Origin of the sequence: Sorangium sp. So ce1335 (assembly GCF_051521615.1) — a bacterium.
Lineage (GTDB): Bacteria > Myxococcota_A > Polyangia > Polyangiales > Polyangiaceae > Sorangium.
Map to the genome: position 1 here is coordinate 10889727 of NZ_CP150363.1, position 21910 is coordinate 10911636.

General features: G+C 72.6%; 15 protein-coding genes. 9 read left to right on the forward strand and 6 right to left on the reverse strand.

Annotated elements, in window-relative coordinates:
* Positions 1-20: 20 nt before the first annotated feature.
* Positions 21-1613, reverse strand: coding sequence for an AgmX/PglI C-terminal domain-containing protein (locus WMF24_RS40710; protein WP_437732854.1), 1593 nt, complete (start codon positions 1611-1613; stop codon positions 21-23).
* A gap of 550 nt (positions 1614-2163) precedes the next feature.
* Between WMF24_RS40710 and WMF24_RS40715 the strand changes: the two genes are divergently transcribed.
* The 3 genes from WMF24_RS40715 (at position 2164) to WMF24_RS40725 (ending at position 5818) form a co-directional block, all read left to right on the forward strand.
* Positions 2164-4230 carry a TonB family protein gene (locus WMF24_RS40715; protein ID WP_437732855.1) on the forward strand — a complete coding sequence of 689 codons (2067 nt, stop codon included), beginning with the start codon at positions 2164-2166 and terminating at the stop codon, positions 4228-4230.
* Between the two features lie 335 nt (positions 4231-4565).
* Entirely contained in the window at positions 4566-5096 is a 531-nt protein-coding gene (locus WMF24_RS40720; protein ID WP_437732856.1) for a thioredoxin, read from the forward strand.
* An 86-nt stretch (positions 5097-5182) separates the two neighbouring features.
* Positions 5183-5818: an AMIN-like domain-containing (lipo)protein gene (locus WMF24_RS40725; RefSeq protein ID WP_437732857.1), complete on the forward strand. Its 636-nt coding sequence runs from the start codon at positions 5183-5185 to the stop codon at positions 5816-5818.
* A gap of 27 nt (positions 5819-5845) precedes the next feature.
* On the opposite strand, the gene WMF24_RS40730 is transcribed toward WMF24_RS40725, so the two are convergent.
* Positions 5846-7078 carry a LysM peptidoglycan-binding domain-containing protein gene (locus WMF24_RS40730; protein WP_437732858.1) on the reverse strand — a complete coding sequence of 411 codons (1233 nt, stop codon included), beginning with the start codon at positions 7076-7078 and terminating at the stop codon, positions 5846-5848.
* A 235-nt stretch (positions 7079-7313) separates the two neighbouring features.
* Here WMF24_RS40730 and recD2 point away from each other — a divergent pair, with 235 nt between their 5' ends.
* A complete protein-coding gene (gene recD2, locus WMF24_RS40735; protein WP_437732859.1) occupies positions 7314-9758 on the forward strand; it encodes an SF1B family DNA helicase RecD2 in 2445 nt (814 codons plus the stop codon).
* A gap of 410 nt (positions 9759-10168) precedes the next feature.
* Positions 10169-11302, forward strand: coding sequence for a tetratricopeptide repeat protein (locus WMF24_RS40740; protein WP_437732860.1), 1134 nt, complete (start codon positions 10169-10171; stop codon positions 11300-11302).
* A 181-nt stretch (positions 11303-11483) separates the two neighbouring features.
* On the opposite strand, the gene WMF24_RS40745 is transcribed toward WMF24_RS40740, so the two are convergent.
* The 4 genes from WMF24_RS40745 to WMF24_RS40760 all read right to left on the reverse strand — a co-directional run bounded on the left by WMF24_RS40745 (position 11484) and on the right by WMF24_RS40760 (position 15962).
* Positions 11484-12314 carry an HAD family hydrolase gene (locus tag WMF24_RS40745; protein WP_437732861.1) on the reverse strand — a complete coding sequence of 277 codons (831 nt, stop codon included), beginning with the start codon at positions 12312-12314 and terminating at the stop codon, positions 11484-11486.
* A gap of 220 nt (positions 12315-12534) precedes the next feature.
* The gene (gene rpmA, locus WMF24_RS40750; RefSeq protein WP_437588724.1) at positions 12535-12792 is read right to left on the reverse strand and encodes a 50S ribosomal protein L27; all 258 of its coding nucleotides are present in this window, start codon (positions 12790-12792) and stop codon (positions 12535-12537) included.
* A gap of 14 nt (positions 12793-12806) precedes the next feature.
* On the reverse strand, positions 12807-13115 hold the full coding sequence (rplU, locus tag WMF24_RS40755) for a 50S ribosomal protein L21 (protein WP_020740951.1): 309 nt from the start codon (positions 13113-13115) through the stop codon (positions 12807-12809).
* A gap of 228 nt (positions 13116-13343) precedes the next feature.
* Positions 13344-15962, reverse strand: a complete 2619-nt coding sequence (locus WMF24_RS40760) for an ATP-dependent Clp protease ATP-binding subunit (protein ID WP_437732862.1) — start codon at positions 15960-15962, stop codon at positions 13344-13346.
* A gap of 80 nt (positions 15963-16042) precedes the next feature.
* On the opposite strand from WMF24_RS40760, the gene grxC reads away from it, so the two are divergent.
* From grxC to acs, 4 genes are all read left to right on the forward strand, one after another.
* Positions 16043-16336, forward strand: coding sequence for a glutaredoxin 3 (gene grxC / locus WMF24_RS40765; RefSeq protein ID WP_437732863.1), 294 nt, complete (start codon positions 16043-16045; stop codon positions 16334-16336).
* 199 nt (positions 16337-16535) lie between these two features.
* A complete protein-coding gene (locus WMF24_RS40770) occupies positions 16536-18230 on the forward strand; it encodes a serine/threonine-protein kinase (RefSeq protein ID WP_437732864.1) in 1695 nt (564 codons plus the stop codon).
* A 7-nt stretch (positions 18231-18237) separates the two neighbouring features.
* Positions 18238-19470 carry a tetratricopeptide repeat protein gene (locus tag WMF24_RS40775; RefSeq protein ID WP_437732865.1) on the forward strand — a complete coding sequence of 411 codons (1233 nt, stop codon included), beginning with the start codon at positions 18238-18240 and terminating at the stop codon, positions 19468-19470.
* A gap of 307 nt (positions 19471-19777) precedes the next feature.
* A complete protein-coding gene (gene acs, locus WMF24_RS40780) occupies positions 19778-21745 on the forward strand; it encodes an acetate--CoA ligase (protein WP_437732866.1) in 1968 nt (655 codons plus the stop codon).
* Positions 21746-21910 lie beyond the last annotated feature (165 nt).

The following is a 21910-nucleotide window of genomic DNA, read 5'->3' on the forward strand; positions in this document are numbered from 1 at the left end:
TCCGCCGCGCGAGGGGTGAGTCAGCCGCCGGAGGGGCTGAAGAGGAGCGGATAGGTCACGGTCACGATGCCGGCGTCCGGCGGCGGGAACGACAGCCCATAGAACGAGCGGACGACGCAGGCGACCACGCCGGTGTCCGGCAGATCGGAGCCGCCGTTCTGGACGCTGGAGACCGCGCCGTCGCGGCCGATCGTGAAGCCGACCGACACGCGCCCGGTGAGGTTCGGGTTGTTGCGCAGCCCGTTCTCGTAGCAGAGCCGGAATCGACCGAAGTTCTGCCGCACGATGCGCTGGATGACCTCGGGCGGGATCCGGCCCGACACCGAGGGCGACCCGATCCGCATGCGCGGCGCGCCTGCCGGCTTGTGGCCGCGGGCGCCGGCGAAGCGCGACGCGCCGTGGCCGGGACCGAAGCCCTGCCCGTCGCCGAGCCCGTTGCCGTGGTTGATGGTGCCGAGCGGCCCCATCCCGATGCCCGTGAAGCGCCCGCCGCCGCCCTCGCCGACGCCGGTGAGCCCGAGGCCGCCCGCGCCGCCCGACTCGTCGATCGTCTCGCCCCACAGGTTGGCGATCACGCTGCGCGCGCCGTTCCCGAGCGTGTCCACGCCGCCCCAGGGCGCCGTGAGCGCGTTCGGGTCGCCGAGCCCCGCCTGGAGCACGCCGATCAACCCGAAGCGCCCGGCGTCGTCGAGCGCCTGCGCCCGCGAGATCCGCACGTCGGGGTTGTCCTTCGGCCCCGCGATGTCGAAGCGCCCGTTCGTCTTGCGGCTCGTCTCGCTCCCGGCCTTGCCCGACTCGCCGATCGCGGCCGCGCCCGAGCCGCCCTCCGTCTCGTTCGGGCGGCTCGCCGCGGCGCTCGCGTCGGCCTCGGGCAGCTCCCGCTCGGCGGTCGCCGCGAGCGCCTGCGCGAGCAGGTACGCCTGCTCCGGGCTCACGCCGCCGTCGTCGGCCATGGCCAGCGGCGGCATGAACGCGGCCATGGCCCCGAGCAGGCCGACGTGGACGAGCGTCGAGAGCGCGGCGAACGGCAGGCTCCGGCGGTCGAGGCTCACCTTGCCCGCCACGCGGCGGCCCGCCCTGCCCACGGCGACCTCGAAGCCGAAGTCGCCGAGATCGAGCCTCGCCCGGCCGCCGAGCGGCAGCGCGATCTGCCGCGCCCCGTCGAGCGCCGCGCAGGGCACCGCGCGGCCCGACGCGATCGCCTGCGCGACGGTCATCTTGCAGCTCCCGAGGTCGATCATGCCCCTGGCCCCCTGCGGGATCACGGCGCTCACCTCGCCCCCGTCGCCGACGAGCACGAGCGGCGCCCTCGCGGCGCCGAGCCGCGCCGCCGGTACGAAGAAGTCGCACCCGCTCTCGGCGCCGTCCTGCTCGCCGACGTGAAAGGCGCGCGGCGGGGTCAGGTGCGCCATGTGAAGCACGCTGTTCCCCCACCGGACGATCACCTCGACGGACACCGTCTCGGTCTCGCACTCGTCCGCGGGCACCTCGGGCGCGCTCTTGACCAGCGCGTACGTATACGAGCCCTCCGGCGCGTCCGCGGGCACCTCGGCATCGCAGGCCGGAGCCGGGCTGAAGGGCGTGTTGCCAAGAAACGGGTTCGACGATGCCATGCTCGGAGCCACCTTGAACGTGTCCATCGGAGACAGCCCTTTCCTGCTCGCGCGCGCGGCCAGCGCCGCGCGGCGAGCGGTCTGAATGGAGGGAGCCCGCGGGAGCCCGCCGGCGCGGCGCGCCCCGGCGCGCGCGCGGCGAGCCTCACCGCGCCCTTCGTGCGCCGCGGAGCACCGCGTTCACGCCCTGAATCGACAGCGGTCCCTGCCCCAGGTTCCCGACCTGCAACGCAATTTTCAGCGGCGACCCCGCGCCCCGGTCGTTGAACGGATTCCAGGCTGCCCGCCCGCGTGGCCCGGGCGGCCGCGCTCCGTCGCGTCGCCGCGAAACCGGCTCGCAACCTTCCGGTGCTCTGCGGGTCACCACGCGTTCACCTCGCCGCCCCCGCGGAGACGCCGTCCAGGGAAAACGCCATCATCACACCACGGTATCGATCGCGTCACACCGGCGGTCGCCTGTAACCGCACGGACGATCCTGGGTCGCGCAAACAGGAATGACACGGGCGTTGGGGTAGCCGGGCGCTCGCCCTCGTGCGTATGATGAACGGCATGGGTACGGCCAGGAGCAGCGGTCAAGACCCCCTCATCGGCGCGACGATCGCGGGTCGATATCGGATCATCTCGCTCATCGCCCGCGGAGGTATGGGCAAGGTCTACAGGGCAGAGCAGTTCGCGCTTGGTCGGATCTGCGCCCTCAAGCTCCTCGTCCCCGATGAGCGCCGCGAGCAAGATCCGGAGTTCTTCCGGCGCTTCTCGCGCGAGGCCGCCACCGCGGCGAGGCTCACCCACCCGAATTCGGTCACCGTCTTCGATTACGGCAAGGACGATCCGCGCGGGATCTATTTTATCGCCATGGAGTACATCGCCGGGCGCACGCTCCACCGCGTGCTCCACGACGAGGGCCCGCTCCCCGAGGCGCGCGCGGGCCGGATCGCGCGGCAGATCTGCCGCGCGCTGGCGGAGGCGCACGGGCTCGGGCTCGTGCACCGGGACCTCAAGCCGAGCAATGTGCTCCTCGTCGACCAGGGGGACGAGAAGGATTTCGTCAAGGTGCTCGACTTCGGCCTCGTCAAGGACGTCTCGGGACAGCAGCTCGACGACCTGACGCAGAAGGGCCTGTTCATCGGATCTCCCAAGTACACGGCGCCGGAGCAGGCGATGGGCAACGAGCTCTCGCCGCGCGCAGACATCTACTCGCTCGGCGTGCTGCTCTACGAGATGCTCTGCGGCAAGGCGCCGTTCGACAAGAAGGTGCCCACGGCGACGCTCATGGCCCACGTCAGCGAGCCGCCGCCGCCGCTCGCGGGGCGCGCGCCGGGTGCGCCCGTGTCGCCGGCGATGGAGGCGCTCGTGATGCGGTGTCTCGAGAAGAGCCCTGACAGGCGCTTCCAGTCGATGAAGGAGTGCCTGCTCGCGCTGAAGGCCGCCGCGGGCGAGCCGGTCGACGTCGCGCGGGCGTCGACGCCCGATCGCGTCGCCAGTCACGCCGCCGATCACGTTGAGCGCGTGCCCGTGTCGCAGCCCGGCGGCGCGCTGCCCGCCGCGCCGTCGGGCTCGGGGCCGCGCATCGCGGAGCTCTCGCCGTCGCCGTTCGACCCGGGCCCGTCGCCCCGCTCGACGCAGCTCGACTCGCTCTCTCCACCCCACGCGCCGCCGACGTTCAGCGGCTCCGTCGCGCCGCCTCGCCACCGGTCGCTGTCTCTCTATCTCGTGGCGCCCATCGCGGCGCTCGTCGGCGGCGGCCTCGTGCTGGCGCTCGGCGGGCATGCGCGCGGGCCGCAGGCGCCGAGCGCCCCGGCGGCCGTCCAGTCCGTCCTCGTGCCGATGGCCGTCCCCGCCGGGGCGTCGGCGGACCGGGAGCCCGGCACGGCGGCGGGGTTCAGGATCGTGCGGATCGAGAGCGATCCGCCGGGCGCCCGCGTGTCCGACCGCGGGACGGAGGTGTGCCTGGCGACGCCGTGCCGGCTCGTCCTGGAGGGCGCTGGGACACGCGCCGAGTACCGCCTCCAGCTCACGAAGCCTGGCCACAGGCCGACGGTGCTCGTCGTGCGTCCCGAGGACGAGACCGCGTCGGCCGAGCTCGAGGCGCTCGCCGCGGCCCCGGCGCTGCCCCCGCCGCCGAGCACGCAGGTCGCGGCGAGCGCGCTCCCGGAGCCGACTCCCTACGAGGAGGAACCGCCGCGCGAGGAGCGCGCCCCGGCCGAACCCGTCGTGGCCGCGCCCGAGCTCGCCCAGCCCGCCGACGCCGCGCCCGATGCCGCCCAGCCCGCCGACGCCCTGCGGTCCGCGCCGGCGGCCGTGCCCGCCACGCCGGCGGCGACCGCCCCCGAGATCTTGCGCTTCCAGGAGGGGATGACGCGCCCCGTGCCTGTCGTGGCGCCCGCGGTGGTCTACACGCGGGAGGCGCGGCAGGCCCGCGTCGAGGGGACGGTCCTCGCGCGGTGCGTTGTGACGACGGCTGGCAACCTCACCGGCTGCCGTATCGTCAAGGGTGTCCCCCACATGAACGAGGCGGTCCTCGCAGCGCTCGCGGCGAGCCGCTACAAGCCGGTCACGTACCAGGGCCGGCCGGTCAACGTCGATTACGTGTTCTCGCTCAAGCTCGTGCTGCCCTGACGCCGGTACCAGGTTGTCGAGGCCCGCCCCTGGTTCATGAGAATTTGAACCACAGAGGCACAGAGGGCACAGAGGAAGAGAGAAAGAGAGAGATGGATAGGGCCATATCATCTTCTCCTCTCTGCCCTCTGTGCCCTCTGTGCCTCTGTGGTTCAAATTCTTGTCCATCCCGGACCAGGGACGCACGTCGCGGGCGCGGCGCTGGCCGCATGAGGCGCGAACCGCCCTGAGCGGCGGCGGTCACGGACGCGGGCTCGGGACGCAGCCGCAGCGCGAGACGGGCTGGCGGCGCGGCCAGGCGTGAGCAAGACAGTGGCCGAGAGGGAGACGACGACGTGAAGGGTCATGGATTGAACCGGGCGGCGCGAGCCGGGCTGATCCTCTGTATGGCGGCGCTCCTCGGCTGCTCGCGGGAAGAGACCTCCCAGCCCGCTGCGGAGGGCGGCGCCGCGCGGCCGGCGGCGCTCCGGGCCGAGGTCGTGCCGGCGCCGGAGGGAGGCGAGGTCCCCGCGCTCGTGCAGGAGGCGCGAGACCGCGCCCGGCGCGAGGGGCGCGAGCTCGTGGTCTACGTTGGCGCGCCGTGGTGCGAGCCGTGCACGAGGTTCCACGACGCCGTGAAGGCGGGGCGGCTCGACGCGACCTTCCCGGCGCTGCGCCTTCTCGAGTTCGACCTCGACCGCGACCAGGATCGGCTCGCCGAGGCCGGCTACGCGTCGGAGATGATCCCGCTCTTCGCCGTGCCCGGCGAGGACGGCCGGGGAACGCCGCTCCGCGTCGAGGGGTCGGTGAAGGGCGATCGCGCGGTGGACGAGATCGTCCCCCGGCTCCAGGCGATCCTGGCCAGGGCGCGGGCGGCGGCGCGGTGACCCGCCGGGCGCGCCGCCCGCGCCGGCGGCCGCGCCCCCGCGCCGCGGTGGACGGGCGGCGGCGGCGGCGCCATGGAAGAAACCTCATGAGGACCGCGAACCTGCTGCTCGCGGCCGCGATCGTGACGCTCGCCGCGGGTTGCCGCGGCGGCGCCGGCAGCGAGCCTGCGCAGCCCATCCCGCACGTCACGCCGATCGACACGCGCCCCTCCGCCGACCCGGCAGCGGACGACGAGCCGCCCACGCCGCGGCCCCCGAAGGAGGCCGACCCCACGAGCACGGACTCGTTCGAGGGCACCGCGGGCCCCACCGACAAGCCGCGCCCCGACGCCAAGCTCGCCGTCCTGCGCGACGTGCGCGCGGCCCGGCACGAGCACTACGACCGCGTCGTGTTCGAGTTCGAGGGGGACGCGGTGCCGGGCTACCACGTCGAGTACATCGACAGGCCGGTGCGCCAGTGCGGCTCGGGCGAGGCGACGGAGATCGCCGGCGACGGCTGGCTCGCCGTGCGCATGAGCCCCGCCGCGGCGCACACGGAGGCGGGGAAGGCCACGATCCCGTTCCGCGAGCGGAAGCTCGCGCTCGGCGTGGCCCTGGAGCTCGAGCGCACGTGCGACTTCGAGGCCGAGGTGACCTGGGTGCTCGGGGTCGCGTCGCCGAACCGGTACCGCGTCCTCGAGCTGACGAGGCCGGCGCGGCTCGTCGTCGACGTGAAGCACTGAGGCCCCGCGCGCGGCCCGCGCCGGCCGTCAGCCGCCGAGCGCGGGCCCGTGGGCGGCGTGGGGCGCCGGCGACGCGTCCGCCGCCCTCGGCGGCGGCAGCCGCCGCGGCGGCACCGTCACGTGCTTCGGCGGGGCGGCGGGGCCGCCGGACGGCCGCGGGATGTTGTAGGCGCGCTTCGCCTGGATCGCCGTGGACCGAAGCCCGTTGGCCCGCTTGATCGCCTCCACGGTGGTGCCGTACTGCCGGGCCAGCGAGCCCAGGGTCTGCCCCTTCTTCGCGACGTGGCGCACGTACTGCGCCCTCGGCTTGATCGCCCCGCGCTTCACGAGCAGCGCGTACGCGCGCACGGCCGACTCCTGCGCGATCGGGCTGTAGAACCGGATGTGGATGTGGTTCGCGTGCCCCCGGGCGTGACGGATGAGCGGCCGCCGGCTCCTCGATCCGTACTGGAAGACGTCGTCGATCCAGTCCTTGTCCTCGCCGATCTTCAGCGCGTGCTCCTTCAGCAGCTTCTGCACGCTCGTGTCGATCAGGATGAGCTCCACGTCGGTCTCGGTGATCAGCGCCCGGACGAAGGCCCACGTGCGCTCCCGGTCGAGGTTCGCCGCCGTGGCCCGCTGGTACCAGCGGTGCCGCGCGTCGGCGAGGAAATAGCTGATGTCGACGTCGCGCCCGGCCTGGTGGCTCTTGTGCGGCGACAGGCGGCCGCCCTCCCGCGCGCTGATGTGCCCGATGTAGAGCTTCGGGCTGCCCGGGAACTGCCGGTGCACCTCCGCGATCGCCCGATCGAGCGCGTCGACCGTCTCGCGCGTCCCCCAGGCGTGGCCCGGGTCGACGAGCTCCCACCGGTCGCTCTCGGGCATCCGGATGCCGTTGAACAGCGCGCCCGCGTTGGTGGCGCCGAGCGACATCGGCCCGAGCGCCGCCGGGTCCCTCGCCAGCAGCTCCTCGATCTGCGCGTCGGTCATGGCCGCGAGCGGCGAGCGCGCCGGCGCGCCGGCGCCCGGCTCCACAGGCAGCTCGACGTCGTCGTCGACCTCCCCGCCGTCCTCCTCCACCTCGTCGTCGTGGTCGTGGTCGTGGGCAGCCGCGAGCTCCGCGTGGTCCGCCGTCCCGGGCGCGCCCTCGCCGTGCTCCGCCGAGACCGCGGCGACGACGCGCTGCAGGCTGTCCTTCGATCGCGCCGCCTCCGGCGCCCTCCCGGCGCAACCCACGATGCCGAGGGCGCAGAGGACGGAAACCAAGCTGCTGCGGCCCATCGCGGCGGCACTATACCGGCACGCGGAGGACACGCCAACCGCGGCCCGGCGGCTGCACTGCGCGCACGCGACGCGTGTTCAGCGGCCTGGCGCCCCGCGCGCGCTCCCTCCCGGGACGCGCGCGCGGCGCTGCGCCGGCGCGGGCTCTGCCGGCGCGCGGCGCGCCCACGTGCCCGACATCCCGCGGCGCACGAGGGCGTTGCCGCCGGCGCGGCGGCGGCTACATGCTGCCCTCGTGCAACGGTCTCAGGGGAGCGGCCGCCCCGATCCGGCAGCCCAGGGGGCGGCCGCGCCTGCGCGCGGTCCGGCACCGGCGGCCGGCGCGCAGGGCGGCGCGCCGCGCCCGCACGACCGCGGCGAGCGGCCGGCCGGGGCCGGCGAACGGCAGCCGGGCGGCGGGGGCCAGCAGAAGCTCTTCTCGGCCCGCGAGGTGGCGGGCGACGGATCCGCGACGGTCGAGGGCGAGGTCGTCCGCGTCACCTACGAGAGCGAGTCGAGCGGCTTCCGGGTGCTGCGGGTGGAGGTCACCCCTGGCGCCCCGCCGGAGGTCTGGGTCGGCGTCTTCCCGCAGGTCGGCCCCGGCACGCGCGTGCGCGCGACGGGGCGCTACGAGCGCGACCCGAAGCACGGCGAGCAGCTCAAGGTCGAGACCCTGCTGCCGATCGCCCCCGCCACGCTGGACGGGCTCGAGCGCTACCTCGGCTCCGGCATGGTGCAGGGCATCGGCCCCGCGTACGCGAAGCGGATCGTCGAGGCGTTCGGCGCCGAGACGCTCGAGATCCTCGACAGGTCGCCGGAGCGGCTCGCCGAGGTCCCCGGGCTCGGCCAGCGCCGGGCGCAGGCCGTCGCGAAGGCGTGGGCGTCGCAGCGGGCGATCGGGGCCATCATGATCTTCCTCCAGGCGCACGGCGCGTCCCCGGCGCTGGCGAGCCGCATCTACAGGCGCTTCGGCCCCAACGCGATCGACATCGTCTCCCGCTCCCCGTACCGCCTCGCGCTCGACGTGTGGGGCATCGGCTTCAAGACGGCCGACCGCATCGCGCGCTCGATCGGCGTCCGGGCCGACTCGCCCGAGCGGGCGCAGGCGGGCGTCCTGCAGACGCTCGTCGACCTGTCCACGCGCGGGCACACGCTCGCGACGCGGCCGGAGCTCGCCGAGCTCGCCGCGGCGATGCTCGAGCGCGACGCGGCCGAGGTCGACGGCGCGATCGACGCGCTCGTCGCGAGCGGCCACGTCCGGATCGAGACGCTGTCGACCGGCGAGGTCGCCGTCTACCCCAAGGACCTCCACGAGGCCGAGGTGCGCCTCGCGCGCCGGATGCGCTCCCTGCTGGGCGGCGACGAGGACGACGCCGCGGGCGGCGGGCGCCTCGTGGAGGGCGTCGACGCGGCGATCGCCGCGTTCGAGGAGAAGACGAAGGTCTCGCTGGCGCCCGCGCAGCGCGCCGCGGTGGCGCAGGCCGCGCGGAACAAGGTGCTCGTCATCACGGGCGGCCCGGGCGTGGGCAAGACGACCATCGTCCGGGCGATCCTCGCGCTGTTCGATCGCGCCCGGCTCCCGGTGCGGCTCGCCGCGCCGACGGGGCGCGCGGCCAAGCGGATGAGCGAGGCGACGGGGCGCGAGGCGGTCACGCTCCACCGGCTGCTGGAGTTCGATCCGAAGCAGCGCAAGTTCGCGCGCCAGCGGGGCCGGCCGATCGAGGCGGCGGCGATCGTCGTCGACGAGGCGTCGATGCTCGACCTGGCGCTCGCCGACGCGCTCCTTCAGGCCACGTCCGACGCGGCGCGGCTCGTGCTGGTAGGCGACGTCGACCAGCTCCCGTCGGTCGGCCCTGGCGCGGTGCTGCGGGACGTCATCGCCTCGGGCGAGGTGCCCACGGTGCGGCTCACGCAGATCTTCCGGCAGGCCGAGGGCAGCCTCATCGTCCGGAACGCGCACCGCATCCACGACGGCGAGCCGCCGGAGGGCGCGCGCGGCCCGGGCGGCGAGTTCTACGTGATCGAGCGGACCGAGGCCGAGGCGGCGGCGGAGCTGATCCTGCACCTCGTCACCGAGCGCATCGCCAAGGGGTTCGGGCTGGATCCGCGGCGGGACGTGCAGGTCCTCACGCCGATGCACAAGGGCGAGGCCGGGGCGATCGCCCTGAACGCGCGGCTCCAGGCGGCGCTGAACCCCGAGGGCCCGAGCGTCACGCGCGGCGCGCGCACGCTGCGGCTCGGCGACAAGGTGATGCAGCTCCGCAATGACTACGATCGCGAGGTCTACAACGGCGACGTCGGGTTCATCACCGACGTGAACGCCGAGGAGCGCAAGCTCCAGGTCCGCTTCGACGATCGCGAGGTCGGCTACGAGGAGGCGGAGCTCGACGAGCTGACGCTCGCTTACGCGACGAGCATCCACAAGAGCCAGGGGAGCGAGTATCCGGCGGTGATCGTGCCGATCCTCACCCAGCACTTCGTGATGCTGTCGCGGAACCTGATCTACACGGCGGTGACGCGCGGCAAGCGGCTGGTGGTGCTCGTCGCCGACCCGCGGGCCGTGTCGCTGGCGCTGGCGGAGACCCGCAAGGAGGAGCGCCGCACGCACCTCGCCGAGCGGTTGCGCAGCGCGGCGGCCGCGCGCTCCGGGCCGGCGCCCGAGCCCACGCCGGCTCTCGCCGCCGGGCCGCGACTCGACTAGGACGGCGGCCGGAGAGGGCGAGCGACATGAGCGTCCGTGACGGCGACAGCGACCACGACAGCGAACACACGAGCGAGCGCGAGGCGCGCGACGAGGCCAAGGCGACAGCGAAGCAGGGCCCGGCGCGGCTGGCCTGGAGCGCGGGAGGCGCGATGAGATTCACGGGCGCGACCCGTGGAATCACGAGGGGAATCCCGGGTGGAAACTCAGACGTAGCGACCGGCGCCGCCGCGGCGCGGGCCCGCGCGCTGCGAGCTCTCCCGTTGCCCGGATCGGCCCTGCCTGCTAGCGTTCGCGCCCCCTCTACACGAACTACGACCCCCATCATGTCAGCGCGCGGGGTACCGGGGCGAGGCTGGGCGATTCCTGCCCCTCGGCGCGCGTGGGGGAGAGATCTCGGAGCATCGACGATGACGACCAACGGACAGCAGCAGGCGGCTGGGCTCAACATCAGCGGGGGGGCGGCGATCGTCGCGCCCGTGAGTGCATTTCCGAACGGCGTGCCGGGGAACGCGCTCATCGTCATCCCGATGAACAAGCCGACCGATGAGCTGAAGGACCTCCTCGAGAAGGGCCCGGCGGCGGTGACCCTCGATCAGATGTGGCAGCTCCTCGGCTTCAACGGGCCGGCGGTGCAGGTGCAGGACGACCAGGGGCGTCCCATCGCGATCGGCCTGGAGGATCTGCTCGCCGGCCTCGAGAAGCACTGGACCGAGCAGCCTGACGACCTGAACCGCGGGCGCATCTACGCGCAGGAGCTCCTCAAGCACAACCGGCTGCCGCGCGCCGAGCAGGTGCTCTCGAAGGTGGTGGCGAAGGGCGGCACGGGCGACGACTGGCTCGCGCTCGGCATCTCGCAGCTCCAGCAGGAGAAGTTTGACAAGGCCGAGGGGACGCTCAAGGGCGCGCAGAACCTGCTGAAGGACAACCCCTACCCCTCGCTGCACCTCGCGAAGCTCTACCAGGGGCGCAAGGAGGACGCGAAGGAGCGCGAGTACATCGAGAAGGCGATCGCGATCGACGCGGGGTGTATCGACGCGTGGGCCTACCTCTTCCAGCACCTGAAGCAGCGCGGTGACGAGGCGAGCGCGGTCGCCGAGCTCGAGAAGCTCTCGGCCGACAAGAAGACGGCCGCGCCGTACATCGCGATCCAGGGCTTCTACGCGAGCAACGAGGAGACGCGGGACAAGGCCATCGAGTACGCCAAGAAGGCGGTCGCGATGAACCCGGACGACCCGCTGGCGCTGCTCTGCCTGTCGGCGCTGTACGGGCAGAAGAACGACCTCGAGGCGGTGGTCCGCCTGCTCCAGCCGCACGAGGCGAAGATGAGCCGCGACGTGCGCCTGGCGAACAACTACTTCGAGGCCCTCTTCCAGTCGCGCCAGCTCGAGAAGGTGACGAAGCTGCTGAACGCGCTCGCCGGATCTCCGAACAAGGAGGTCAAGCAGTTCGCTATCGAGCGCTCGCGCGCCGTCGCTCAGTACCTGCAGCAGCAGCAGCAGCAGCTCGCCGCGGCGTCCCAGCCGGCGCAGCGCAAGGCCTGAGGCGCTCACGAGGCCGCACGGGGAGCGCCGACGACACGGCGCTCCCCGGCGTCCGCGTCGCGTTCAGCGACGCACCCGCAGGAGCTCGCCGCAGCGGGCCCCAGCGCTCGTCCAGCTCAGCAACAGCTCAGCAACGCAGCAGCCGACAGCGGGAAGGCCGCCGCAGTGGCCTCGACGGCGCTCAGCGGCCGAAGGCGCGGCGGATCGCTTCGGCGATGCCGCCGCCCCGCAGGCCGTCGGCCTCGAGGCGGTCCGTCGCCGCCTGCTTCACGTCCTCGGGCGCCTGCCCCATGGCGAAGGAGCGCCCGGCGACCTCGAACATCGGCAGGTCGTTGAGCCAGTCGCCGACCACGACCACGTCCGACGGCGAGCACTTGTGATGCGCTGCGAGCCACGCGATCGCCGTCCCCTTCGTGGGTCCGGCGGCGCGGACCATCATCGCGTGGACGTCGTGGAAGAGGGGGAACGAGACGACGAACGCCGCCTGGCCGAGCTCGGACCGGACCTCCTCGACGGCGGCCATGACCTGCCGCTCGGTCCCGATCGCCACCAGCGCGAGCACGCCGTGCTCGTGCTCCCAGTACGGGTGCGACGAGACGCGCTCGACCTCGGCGATGGCGTTCGACCAGCCCCGGACGTAGTGGACGTGCGGCGTGCCGGTCGCGTCGTGGACGATGCTGTCCTGCGCGAAGAGGAACGACGCCGTCGCGTGCCGCTCGGCGACGGAGCGCAGGAGCGCCGCCTCGGCGCCCGAGATCGTGCGCGAGAACAGGTGCTCGTCGCCCTCGGTGTGCACGATGTGGCTGCCGTCGACGCAGGCGATGGGGCCGATCACGCCGACCCGCCGCGCGACCTCGCGCGTCCCCGAGTAGAGGCGCCCCGTCGCGATCGAGACCGGGACGCCGGCGGCCTGGAGCCGCTGGATGGCGAGGAGATCGTCGTCGTGGATGGATCCATCACGACGGACGAGGGTCCCGTCGACATCGATGGCGAGGAGCTTGTAGGTCGTCACCGCGCTACGCTCTCTTCAAGGAGCGGCCGCACTGCCCTGGCCGGCGGTCGAGTTCGCTCGGAACACCGCAAGCTTCCTCGCTCGCTCTCCCGAGCCTGGGGCTGCTCGCGACGTCCGTCAAACGGCGCCGCGAGCAGGACGAGCGTGCACGGGGCGCGGCCGGCAGGATTTGCTGGATGTGCTGGCACCGTGCGGGGTGCCGCCCCCCGGAGAGGAGGGCTCAGGAGGCCGGGTAGACCGACACCTGCTTCTTCGTGTTGGACTTCCACTCGTACTTCACGACGCCATCGACGAGGGCGAAGAGCGTGAAGTCGCGGCCGGTGCCGACGTTGTGGCCGGCGTGGATCGAGGAGCCGACCTGCCGGACCAGGATGTTGCCCGCGCGAACGGGCGCCCCGGCGTAGACCTTCACCCCGCGGCGCTGCGCGTTCGAGTCGCGGCCGTTCCTGGAGGAGCCGCCGCCTTTCTTGTGAGCCATGTCTACTTCTCCTGCTAGGCGGTGATGCCGGTGATCTTGAGCTCGGTGTACGGCTGCCGGTGGCCGTTCTTGCGGCGGTAGTTCTTCCGGCGCTTGAACTTGAAGACCACGATCTTCTTGCCGCGGTCCTGCCCGGTGATCTCGGCCGCGACGGAGGCGCCGCTCACGAGGGGCTTGCCAATCTTGGGGGAGTCGCCACCGACGAGGAGCACCTCGCTGAAGGTGACCTTGTCACCGGCATTGCCGGCAAGCTTCTCGACCCGGAGCTTCTGACCTTCGGCGACCCGATACTGCTTGCCGCCCGTCTTGATGACCGCGTACATGGTGCGTCTTCCTCAACCTGGGGACCGCGATCCCTCACCTTACGTCACGCAATTGCCCTCGATCGGAGGGCCCGGTGAGCGAGGGAGCGGCAGTATACGGACCTTCACCGGCTTGGCAAGAGGTTCGCAGCGCCGTCGCCCAGGTTCTTCGCCCGGGGAAACAGGCCGCCGCCTGCCGGACGGCCGCGCCGGGGCGCTGCCGCGCGCGGCAGCGCCCGGTCGAGCTCGCTACCCCTCGGCCTTCGTGAAGACGAACTTCTCGTCGACCACGTCGACGAGCATCTTCTGCCCGGCCTTGTAGCCGCCGGCCAGGATCGTCTCGGCGAGCGGGTTCTGGAGCTCGCGCAGGATGGCCCGCTTCAGCGGGCGCGCGCCGAGGCTCGGCTCGTAGCCGAGCTCGACGAGCCGGGCCTTCGCCGCGTCCGTGAGCGCCAGGCGGATGTCCTTGTCCGTGAGGAGCTGCTCCAGGCGGCGGAGCTGGATGTCGACGATGCCCCGGAGGTCCTCCTTGCTGAGCGCCTTGAAGACGACGATGTCGTCGATGCGGTTCAGGAACTCGGGGCGAAAGAAGCCGCGCAGCTCCTCGAGCAGCACGTCGCGGATCGCCTCGCGGCCGTCCTCCGTCGCCCAGAGCTTGGCGTCGGTGTCGAGCACGCGCTTCGACCCGATGTTCGACGTCATGATCACGACCGTGTTCGAGAAGTCGGCGAGCCGCCCGCGGCCGTCCGTGAGCCGGCCGTCGTCGAGGATCTGGAGCAGCAGGTTGAACACGTCCGCGTGCGCCTTCTCGACCTCGTCGAACAGGAGCACGCTGTACGGCCGGCGCCGGGCGGCCTCGGTGAGGAAGCCGCCCTGCTCGCTGTCCGCGTAGCCCGGCGGCGCGCCGATCAGGCGCTGGGCCATGTGGCGCTCCATGAACTCGCTCATGTCCATGCGCGTCAGCGCCTGCTCGTCGTCGAACAGGAACTCGGCGAGCGCCTTGGCGAGCTCCGTCTTGCCGACGCCGCTCGGCCCGAGGAACAGGAACGAGCCGATCGGCTTGCCCGGATCGCGCAGCCCCACGCGCCCGCGCCGCACCGCCTTCGCGATCGCGCGCACCGCCTCGTCCTGGCCCACCACGCGCTGCGCGAGCCGCTCCTCCATCTTGAGGAGCTTCTCGGCCTCGCCCTCGAGCATCTTCGCCACCGGGATCCCGGTCCAGTCGTTGAGCGTCGCCGCCACGTCCGACTCGCTGACGACGTTCGAGGTCGGCGCGACCCCCTCCCGCTGCGCCGCCTCCTCGGCGGCCTGGAGCCGCCGCTTGATCTCCGGGATCGTGACGTGCTCGAGCTCGCCGATCTTCGCGAACGCCTTGTCGCGCTGGGCCGCCTTCAAGGCGTCCGTCGCGGCGACGAGCTCCCGGCGGATGGACTGGCACGCCGCGATGACGCCGCGCCGCGACGCGTTGCGGGCGCGCATCGACGACGCCTTCGGCTCGATCTCGGCGAGCTCCGCCTCGAGCCGCGCGCGGGTCTGGACGCTGAGCTTGTCGTCGTCGTCTGCCAGCGCGGCGATCTGGGCGCGAAGCGCGTCCACGCGGCGGCTGAGCGCGTCGAGCTCGGCCGGCACCCCGTCGACCTCCACCCGCTTGCGGGCGGACGTCTCGTCGAGCAGGTCGACGGCGGTGTCGGGGAGCGCGCGGTCCGAGATGTACCGCTTGGCCAGCGCGACCGCCGAGGCGATGGCGCTCTCCCCCACGCGGACGCGGTGGTGGGCCTCGTACTTCGTCGCGATCCCGCGCAGGATCTCGGTGGCCTGGTCGATGCTCGGCGCCTCCAGCGTGATCGTCGAGAACCGGCGGATGATCCCGGGGTCGCGCTCGTTGATCTTGCGCACGCCTTCCGGCGTCGTCGTGGCGATGATCCGGATCTCCCCGCGCGACAGGAGCGGCTTCAGGAGCTCTCCCACGCCGGCGCCCTGCACCCCCTGGCCGAAGAGCGCGTCGAGATCCTCGACGACGAGGATGCTCTCGGCGTCCTGCTCGCCGCGCAGGCGGTCGACGAGGACCTTGAGGCGCTGCTCTATCTCGCCGCGCAGCTTGGCGCCGGCGACGAGCGCGCCCGTGTCGAGCTCGTAGAGGTGGGCGCCGGCGAGGTTCGTCGGCACGTCCCCGTGGGCGATCCGGTCGGCCAGGCCGCGGATGAGCGCGGTCTTGCCCACGCCGGGCTCGCCGACGATGAGCGGGTGGTTCTTGAACCGCCGCTCGAGGATCTGCAGCAGGCGGCGCGCCTCGACGTCCCGCCCGATGACCGGATCGAACCGCCCCTCCCGGGCGTCTGCGACGAGGTCCCGGGTGTAAGGCGCGGGCTGTCCCGGCTCCGACGCGCCTGCCGGCGCGGGCGACGGCTCCCGCGACGCGGCCTCCAGCGCGCCGAGGTGCGGCCGGAACGCCCCCGGGCCGATGCCGAACGACGAGAGGATCTCCCCCGCGGGCCCGCGGATCTCCTGGGCGAGCGCGTGGAGCAGGTGCTCGATGCCCACGTTCGCGGACTTGTCGCGGGTCGCCTCCCGCTCGGCGCGCCCGAGCAGGTCGAGCAGGCGCGGGCTCACGTACGCCACCCCGCCGCCGGCCCTGGGCAGCTTCTTCAGCGCGTTCTCGGCGAGCTGGAGCACCTCGTTCGGGTCGGCGCCAGCCCGCCGGAATACCTCGGATACCCCGCGGTCACGCTCGAGCAACCTCGTCAGCAGGTGGAGCGGCGTGACCTCGGCGTGCTGGCGCTCGTCAGCGATCTGCTGGGCGCCGGCGACGACTTGCTTCGCGTCGCCTGTGTAGCGATCGAGGTGAATCGTCCCCTCTTTTTCGGCCATGCGCGCAGCGTAGCCCAAGGAAGGGCCGTGTGCGCTTGCATCTTTGGCCATCCCGAGAAAGGAAGAAGGACGAGATGCCCATGCAAGCAGCCGAAGTCACCATCTACGTCACCGACTACTGCGGATACTGCACCATGGCGAAGCGCCTGCTGAGCCAGAAGCAGGTGCGCTTCACGCAGATCAACGTGGAGGACCGGGACGACCTCCGCGCCTGGCTGGTCAAGGCCTCCGGGCAGCGGACCGTCCCGCAGATCTTCATCAACGGGAACAGCATCGGCGGATTCAGCGAGCTCTCGGCGCTGGAGAAGCAGGGCGAGCTCGACACGCGCCTCGCCGAGGCGCCGCGCGCGGACGCACCCACCCTGCCGCGCTGAGCGGCGCAGGCGGATGGTGCGACGGCGCCCCTGGCCGGGAGCCCATGGGTCCCGCCGCGAAGGTGCATCCCGGCATGGGTAGGTGATAAGCTGCCGCGCGGGGACGGCGCGCGGCTTTCTTTGATACGGTTCGTCCGCAGGGATTCATGGGCCTCGCCCGCCTCCTCGGCCCCCTCGACCCCCTCGAGTCGCAACCGCCATGCCTAGCAGCACCGACACCACTGCAGCAGCGACTCAGCTCGTCGAGGGGTCGCTCGTCGGAAAGCGGGTGCAGAAGTACGATATCGTACGGACGATCGGGCGCGGCGGCATGGGCATGGTCTACGAGGCGGTCAACACCGCCATCGGCAAGCGCGTCGCGATGAAGTTCGTCGACGCCGACCTCGCGCGGAACAAGGACGCGGTGGCCCGGTTCCACCGCGAGGCGCAGGCCGCGAGCGCCGTCGAGAGCGCGCACATCGTCGAGATCTTCGACGCCGGCTTCGCCGACGACGTCCCCTTCCTCGTCATGGAGCTGCTCCGCGGTGAGGACCTCGGCCACCGCATCCGGCGCTGCGGCAGGCTCGAGCTCGGCGAGGCGCTCCACGTGACCGCGCAGATCCTCCGCGGCCTGCACCGCGCCCACGAGGCGGGCATCGTCCACCGCGACCTCAAGCCGGACAACATCTTCCTCGTCGAGCGCGACGACGACCCGAACTTCGCCAAGATCCTGGACTTCGGCATCTCGAAGATGCGCCGCGCCGACGGCACGCCGGCCCACACGCTGACCCGGGAGGGCACGGTCCTCGGGACGCCGTTCTACATGTCGCCCGAGCAGGCGCAGGCGCTGCCCGACGTGGACGGCAGGACCGACCTCTGGGCCGTCGGCGCGATCCTCTACGAGTGCCTCACCGGGCATCCGCCGCACAGCGGCAACTCGTACGAGCAGGTGATCGTCAACATCTGCATGAAGGACGCCCAGGACGTGCGGATGAGCAACCCGGCCGTCCCCGAGCCGATCGCGCGCGTCATCACGAAGGCGCTCACCCGCGACCGGGACCTGCGGTTCTCGTCCTCGCGGGATTTCCTCGACGCGCTGATCGCGGCGGCCGGCGGGCTCCTCGGGCCGCGGCGCAGCTCGAGCGACGAGCTGTCGATGCACACGCCGAACTCACCTGGCGTGCCCGGGCAGACCCCGCTGAAGCCCACGCCAGGCGACCCGGGCATCGGGCTGGATCCAACGCTCGAGGTGCTCGGCAGCGGCTCCAAGGTGGGCTGGTCGAGCAACGGGCGCACCGGCGCGCGGGGGCCGCGGCGGCTCGTGCTCGTCGCGATCGCGCTGCTCTCGCTGGTCAGCGGGCTCGCCGCCGCGGTCCTCCACGCGCGCCGCGCGCCGGAGGCAGGGACGGCGGCCATCGCGCCTGCGCCCCCCGCGCAGGTCTCGGTCGAGCTCCGGACGAACGCCGAGGGCGCGCGCTTCACGGTCGACGGCGTCGCCCTGGTCGACCGCACGCTGCGCGGACGCACCGGCGAGACGAAGCGGGTCCGGGTCGAGGCCTCCGGCTACACGCCGGTGGACAAGGAGGTGACGCTCCAGGCCGGCAGGGCCCCCATCGAGGTCCTGCTCCAGCCGCTGCCGCAGGCCGTGACGCCGGCGCCCGCCGCGGTCGAGACCGCGGAGCCGACGCCGCCCGCGCCCGCCGCGGTCGAGACCACGGAGCCGACGCCGCCCGCGCCCGCCTCGCCCCCCAGGGCCGCGCCGAGCGCGAAGAAGACGGCGACGCTCCCCTTCGCCGCGCGCCCGAGGGGCGCGGGCGCCGGCGCGAAGCCGGCCGCGTCGAGCCAGGCCACCCCGGCGGTGGCGACGTCGAAGCCGGCGGGGGTCGCGGCGGGTCTACAGCTCAAGGTGGACTGAGGCGGACTTGGGCCGATCGCACGGACGACTCCCTCTCGCGCTCTGCGCCGCGACGCTCGGCCTGACCCTCCTGCTCTCGCCGGCGCTCGCGCAGGTCGAGCCGTACCGGCAGCACATGGAGAACGGCATCAAGCTGTTCCAGGACCGGAACTACCGGGCGGCGATCGTCGAGTTCGAGGCGGCCTACAAGGAGAAGCCGAAGGCCAGCCCGCTGTTCAACGTCGCCCTCGCCGAGAAGGCCCTCTTCAACTACCCGAGGGCGATCGCGGCGCTCGAGCGCGCGCTCGCGCAGCACCGTGACACGATGGACGAGGGCGACGAGAAGACGGCGCGCAGCGCCATCGAGGAGATGCGCGCGCTGCTCGCCTACGTCACGATCGAGCTCAGCCCGGAGGACGCGACGCTGATCATCGACGGCGAGGAGCACCCCGCGTCGCCGTCGGGGACGCGGGTCGTGGAGCTCGGGCCCGGGGTGCACCGCATCGGCGCGCGGGCCGACGGTCACGTGAGCGCCGAGCAGAGCGTCACCGTGGTGAGCGGCGAGCGCGGCAAGCGGGTGAAGCTGTCGCTGTCCCCGGAGCGGCGCGCCCCGCCCCCGGACACGCAGCCGTTCACGCCGCCGCCGCCCCCGCCGGCGCCGCGGCCCGTGCCCCTCTCGCTGGCGCCGCAGGGCTACTACGTGATCGGCGCGGCCTCGCTGATCTGGCCGCTCGGCCACCCTCGGGCCTTCCCGGAGCCGGAGCTGAACAGCGGCGGCGCCGGATCGATCCGGGTGGGGTACCGGGTGAACACCGCGGCGGCGTTCGACATGATGCTCCAGTACGCGAACATGTCGATCGCGTCGGACGACCCTGCCTACCAGAGCGCAAGGTACACGCTCGGCTCGACGCGCCTCGGGCTGAACGTCCGGCTGATGACCCCCGGGCAGACGTGGCGGTTCGTGGGCTCGATCGGGGGCGGCCTCACCTACGACGACGTGAAGTTCCACAGCATCAGGACGCAGGACGGAGACATCTGCAACGGCCGGTGCCACCCCGCCAGGGGGGTGAACGCGTTCGTCTACTCCGAGGTGGGGGTCGAGCTCGACCTCGGCGGCGTGCTCCTCGGGGCCTCGCTGGACAGCTACTTCCAGTCGTCGCGCGGCATCAGCTACCAGCAGAGCGGCGAGGACATCACGCTGTACTCGGCGGTGCTGCTGCAGCTCGGCGGCAGCCTGCACGCCGGCTACGCGTTCTGGTGATCGGGCGGCGCCGGGCTCGGCGGGCCGCTCGTTCCCTCCTTGTTCCGCCGCGCCGCGGATGTATTCTCGCACCCCCTCGCGACGGGTCGGAGATGGTTCGTCGACCTTTCCAGCGGGAACATGGGTCGGGGATCGGCCTCCGCCGTCCCCTTCAACGCAGGTCGGGGATCGGCCTCCGCCGTCCCCTTCAACGCAGGTCGGGGATCGGCCTCCGCCGTCCCCTTCAACGCAGGTCGGGGATCGGCCTCCGCCGTCCCCTTCAACGCAGGTCGGGGATCGGCCTCCGCCGTCCCCTCAAGGGGTGACCATGTCGCAAGATGCCATCACGTCGTTGCTGAAGGAGACGCGCCGGTTCGAGCCGCCGGCCGAGTTCTCGCGTCGTGCGCGCGTCGGCGCGCGGGAGACCTACGAGGCGCTCTACCGCGAGAGCATCGAGCAGCCGGACGCGTTCTGGCGCCGGGAGGCAGGCGACCTCGTGTTCCGCACGCCGTGGACCACGACCAGCGACTGGTCCCTGCCGCACGTGAAGTGGTTCCTCGGCGCGACCCTCAACGTCACCGAGAGCTGCCTCGATCGACACCTGACGACGGCCACAAAGAACAAGGCCGCGATCATCTGGGAGGGGGAGCACGGCGCCACGCGCACGCTCACCTACGCCCAGCTCCACCGCGAGACGCTGCTGCTCGCGAACGCGCTCAAGCGGCTCGGAATCGAGAAGGGCGACCGCGTCGCGATCTACATGGGCATGGTCCCCGAGGTCGCGGTCGCGATGCTCGCCTGCGCGCGGCTCGGCGCGGTGCACACCGTCGTCTTCGGCGGCTTCGCCGCGGACGCGCTCCGCGACCGCATCCACGACAGCCAGGCCAAGCTCGTCATCACGCAGGACGGCGCGTACCGGCGCGGGCAGGTCGTGCCGCTCAAGGCGACCGTCGACAAGGCGCTCGCGCAGCCGGAGGCGAAGAGCGCGACGCGCGTCATCGTCTACCAGCACCTCGGCAGCGACCGCTGCGAGATCCAGATGAAGGAGGGCCGCGACGTCTACTGGCACGACCTGCTCGCCCAGGCGTCCCCCTCGTGCGAGCCGACCATCGTCGACGCCGAGCACCCGCTGTTCATCCTCTACACGAGCGGATCGACCGGGAAACCCAAGGGGGTGCTCCACACGACCGCGGGCTACCTGGTCAACGTGCACGTCACGACGAAGTACACCTTCGACCTGCGCGACGACGACGTCTACTGGTGCACCGCGGACGTCGGCTGGGTGACGGGGCACAGCTACATCGTGTACGGCCCGCTCTCGACCGGCGCGACGTGCCTCATGTACGAGGGCGCGCCGAACTTCCCCGACTGGGGCCGCTTCTGGCGGCTGATCGAGAAGCACGGGGTGACCATCCTCTACACCGCCCCGACGGCCATCCGCGCCTTCATGCGGCAGGGGGACGAGTGGCCCGCGAAGAGCGACCTCTCGAGCCTCCGGCTCCTCGGCTCGGTCGGCGAGCCGATCAACCCCGAGGCGTGGATCTGGTACCACCGGACCATCGGCGGCGGCCGCTGCCCGATCGTGGACACCTGGTGGCAGACGGAGACCGGGGCGATCATGATGACCACGCTGCCCGGCGCGGCGCCCTCGAAGCCTGGGTCGACCGGGCTGCCGATGTTCGGCGTCGTGCCCGAGGTCGTGACGAAGGACGGCAAGCCGGTGGCCCCCGGCGAGGGCGGGCTGCTCGTCCTGAAGAAGGCGTGGCCGTCGATGCTGCGCACCGTGTGGGGCGACGACGAGCGCTTCCGCAAGCAGTACTTCAGCGACATCGAGGGCTGCTACTTCACCGGCGACGGCGCGCGCCGCGACGAGGACGGCTACTACTGGGTCGTCGGTCGCATCGACGACGTGCTGAACGTGGCCGGCCACCGCATCGGCACCGCCGAGATCGAGAGCGCGCTCGTCTCTCACCCGGCGGTCGCAGAGGCGGCCGCGGTCGGCCGCCCGGACGATCTCAAGGGGCAGGCGCTCGTCGTCTTCGTCTCGCTCCGGCCAGGGTTCAAGGCCGGACCGGAGCTCCAGGCGAAGCTCTCCGAGCACGTGGCCAAGGAGATCGGCAAGTTCGCGCGCCCCGACGCGATCCGCTTCGCGGACGCCCTGCCGAAGACCCGCAGCGGCAAGATCATGCGCCGGCTGCTGAAGGACGTCGCCGCGGGGCGCGAGATGACCGGCGACACCTCGACGCTGGAGGACCTGAGCGTCGTGGCGAAGCTCCGCCAGCAGGAAGACGAGTGATCTCGCCGCGTCGGCGCAGCGGCACGGCCCGTGCCCCTGCGGCCGGCGCGGCACGGCACCGCGCGGCACGGGGGAGGCGCTGGCTCGACCAGCGAGAGGGCAGCAGCTTCATGGAAGAGCCCGGCACGACAGCGCTTTCGGCGTCCCCGACCCCCTCGGGGCGAC

Coding starts and splice junctions, on each gene's coding strand:
- WMF24_RS40710 (WP_437732854.1), bottom strand. CDS start 1,613: ATGGCATCGTCGAACCCGTTTCTTGGCAACACGCCCTTCAGCCCGGCT.
- acs (WP_437732866.1), top strand. CDS start 19,778: ATGTCGCAAGATGCCATCACGTCGTTGCTGAAGGAGACGCGCCGGTTC.
- grxC (WP_437732863.1), top strand. CDS start 16,043: ATGCAAGCAGCCGAAGTCACCATCTACGTCACCGACTACTGCGGATAC.
- rpmA (WP_437588724.1), bottom strand. CDS start 12,792: ATGGCTCACAAGAAAGGCGGCGGCTCCTCCAGGAACGGCCGCGACTCG.
- rplU (WP_020740951.1), bottom strand. CDS start 13,115: ATGTACGCGGTCATCAAGACGGGCGGCAAGCAGTATCGGGTCGCCGAA.
- WMF24_RS40725 (WP_437732857.1), top strand. CDS start 5,183: ATGAGGACCGCGAACCTGCTGCTCGCGGCCGCGATCGTGACGCTCGCC.
- WMF24_RS40770 (WP_437732864.1), top strand. CDS start 16,536: ATGCCTAGCAGCACCGACACCACTGCAGCAGCGACTCAGCTCGTCGAG.
- WMF24_RS40730 (WP_437732858.1), bottom strand. CDS start 7,078: ATGGGCCGCAGCAGCTTGGTTTCCGTCCTCTGCGCCCTCGGCATCGTG.
- WMF24_RS40760 (WP_437732862.1), bottom strand. CDS start 15,962: ATGGCCGAAAAAGAGGGGACGATTCACCTCGATCGCTACACAGGCGAC.
- WMF24_RS40715 (WP_437732855.1), top strand. CDS start 2,164: ATGGGTACGGCCAGGAGCAGCGGTCAAGACCCCCTCATCGGCGCGACG.
- WMF24_RS40740 (WP_437732860.1), top strand. CDS start 10,169: ATGACGACCAACGGACAGCAGCAGGCGGCTGGGCTCAACATCAGCGGG.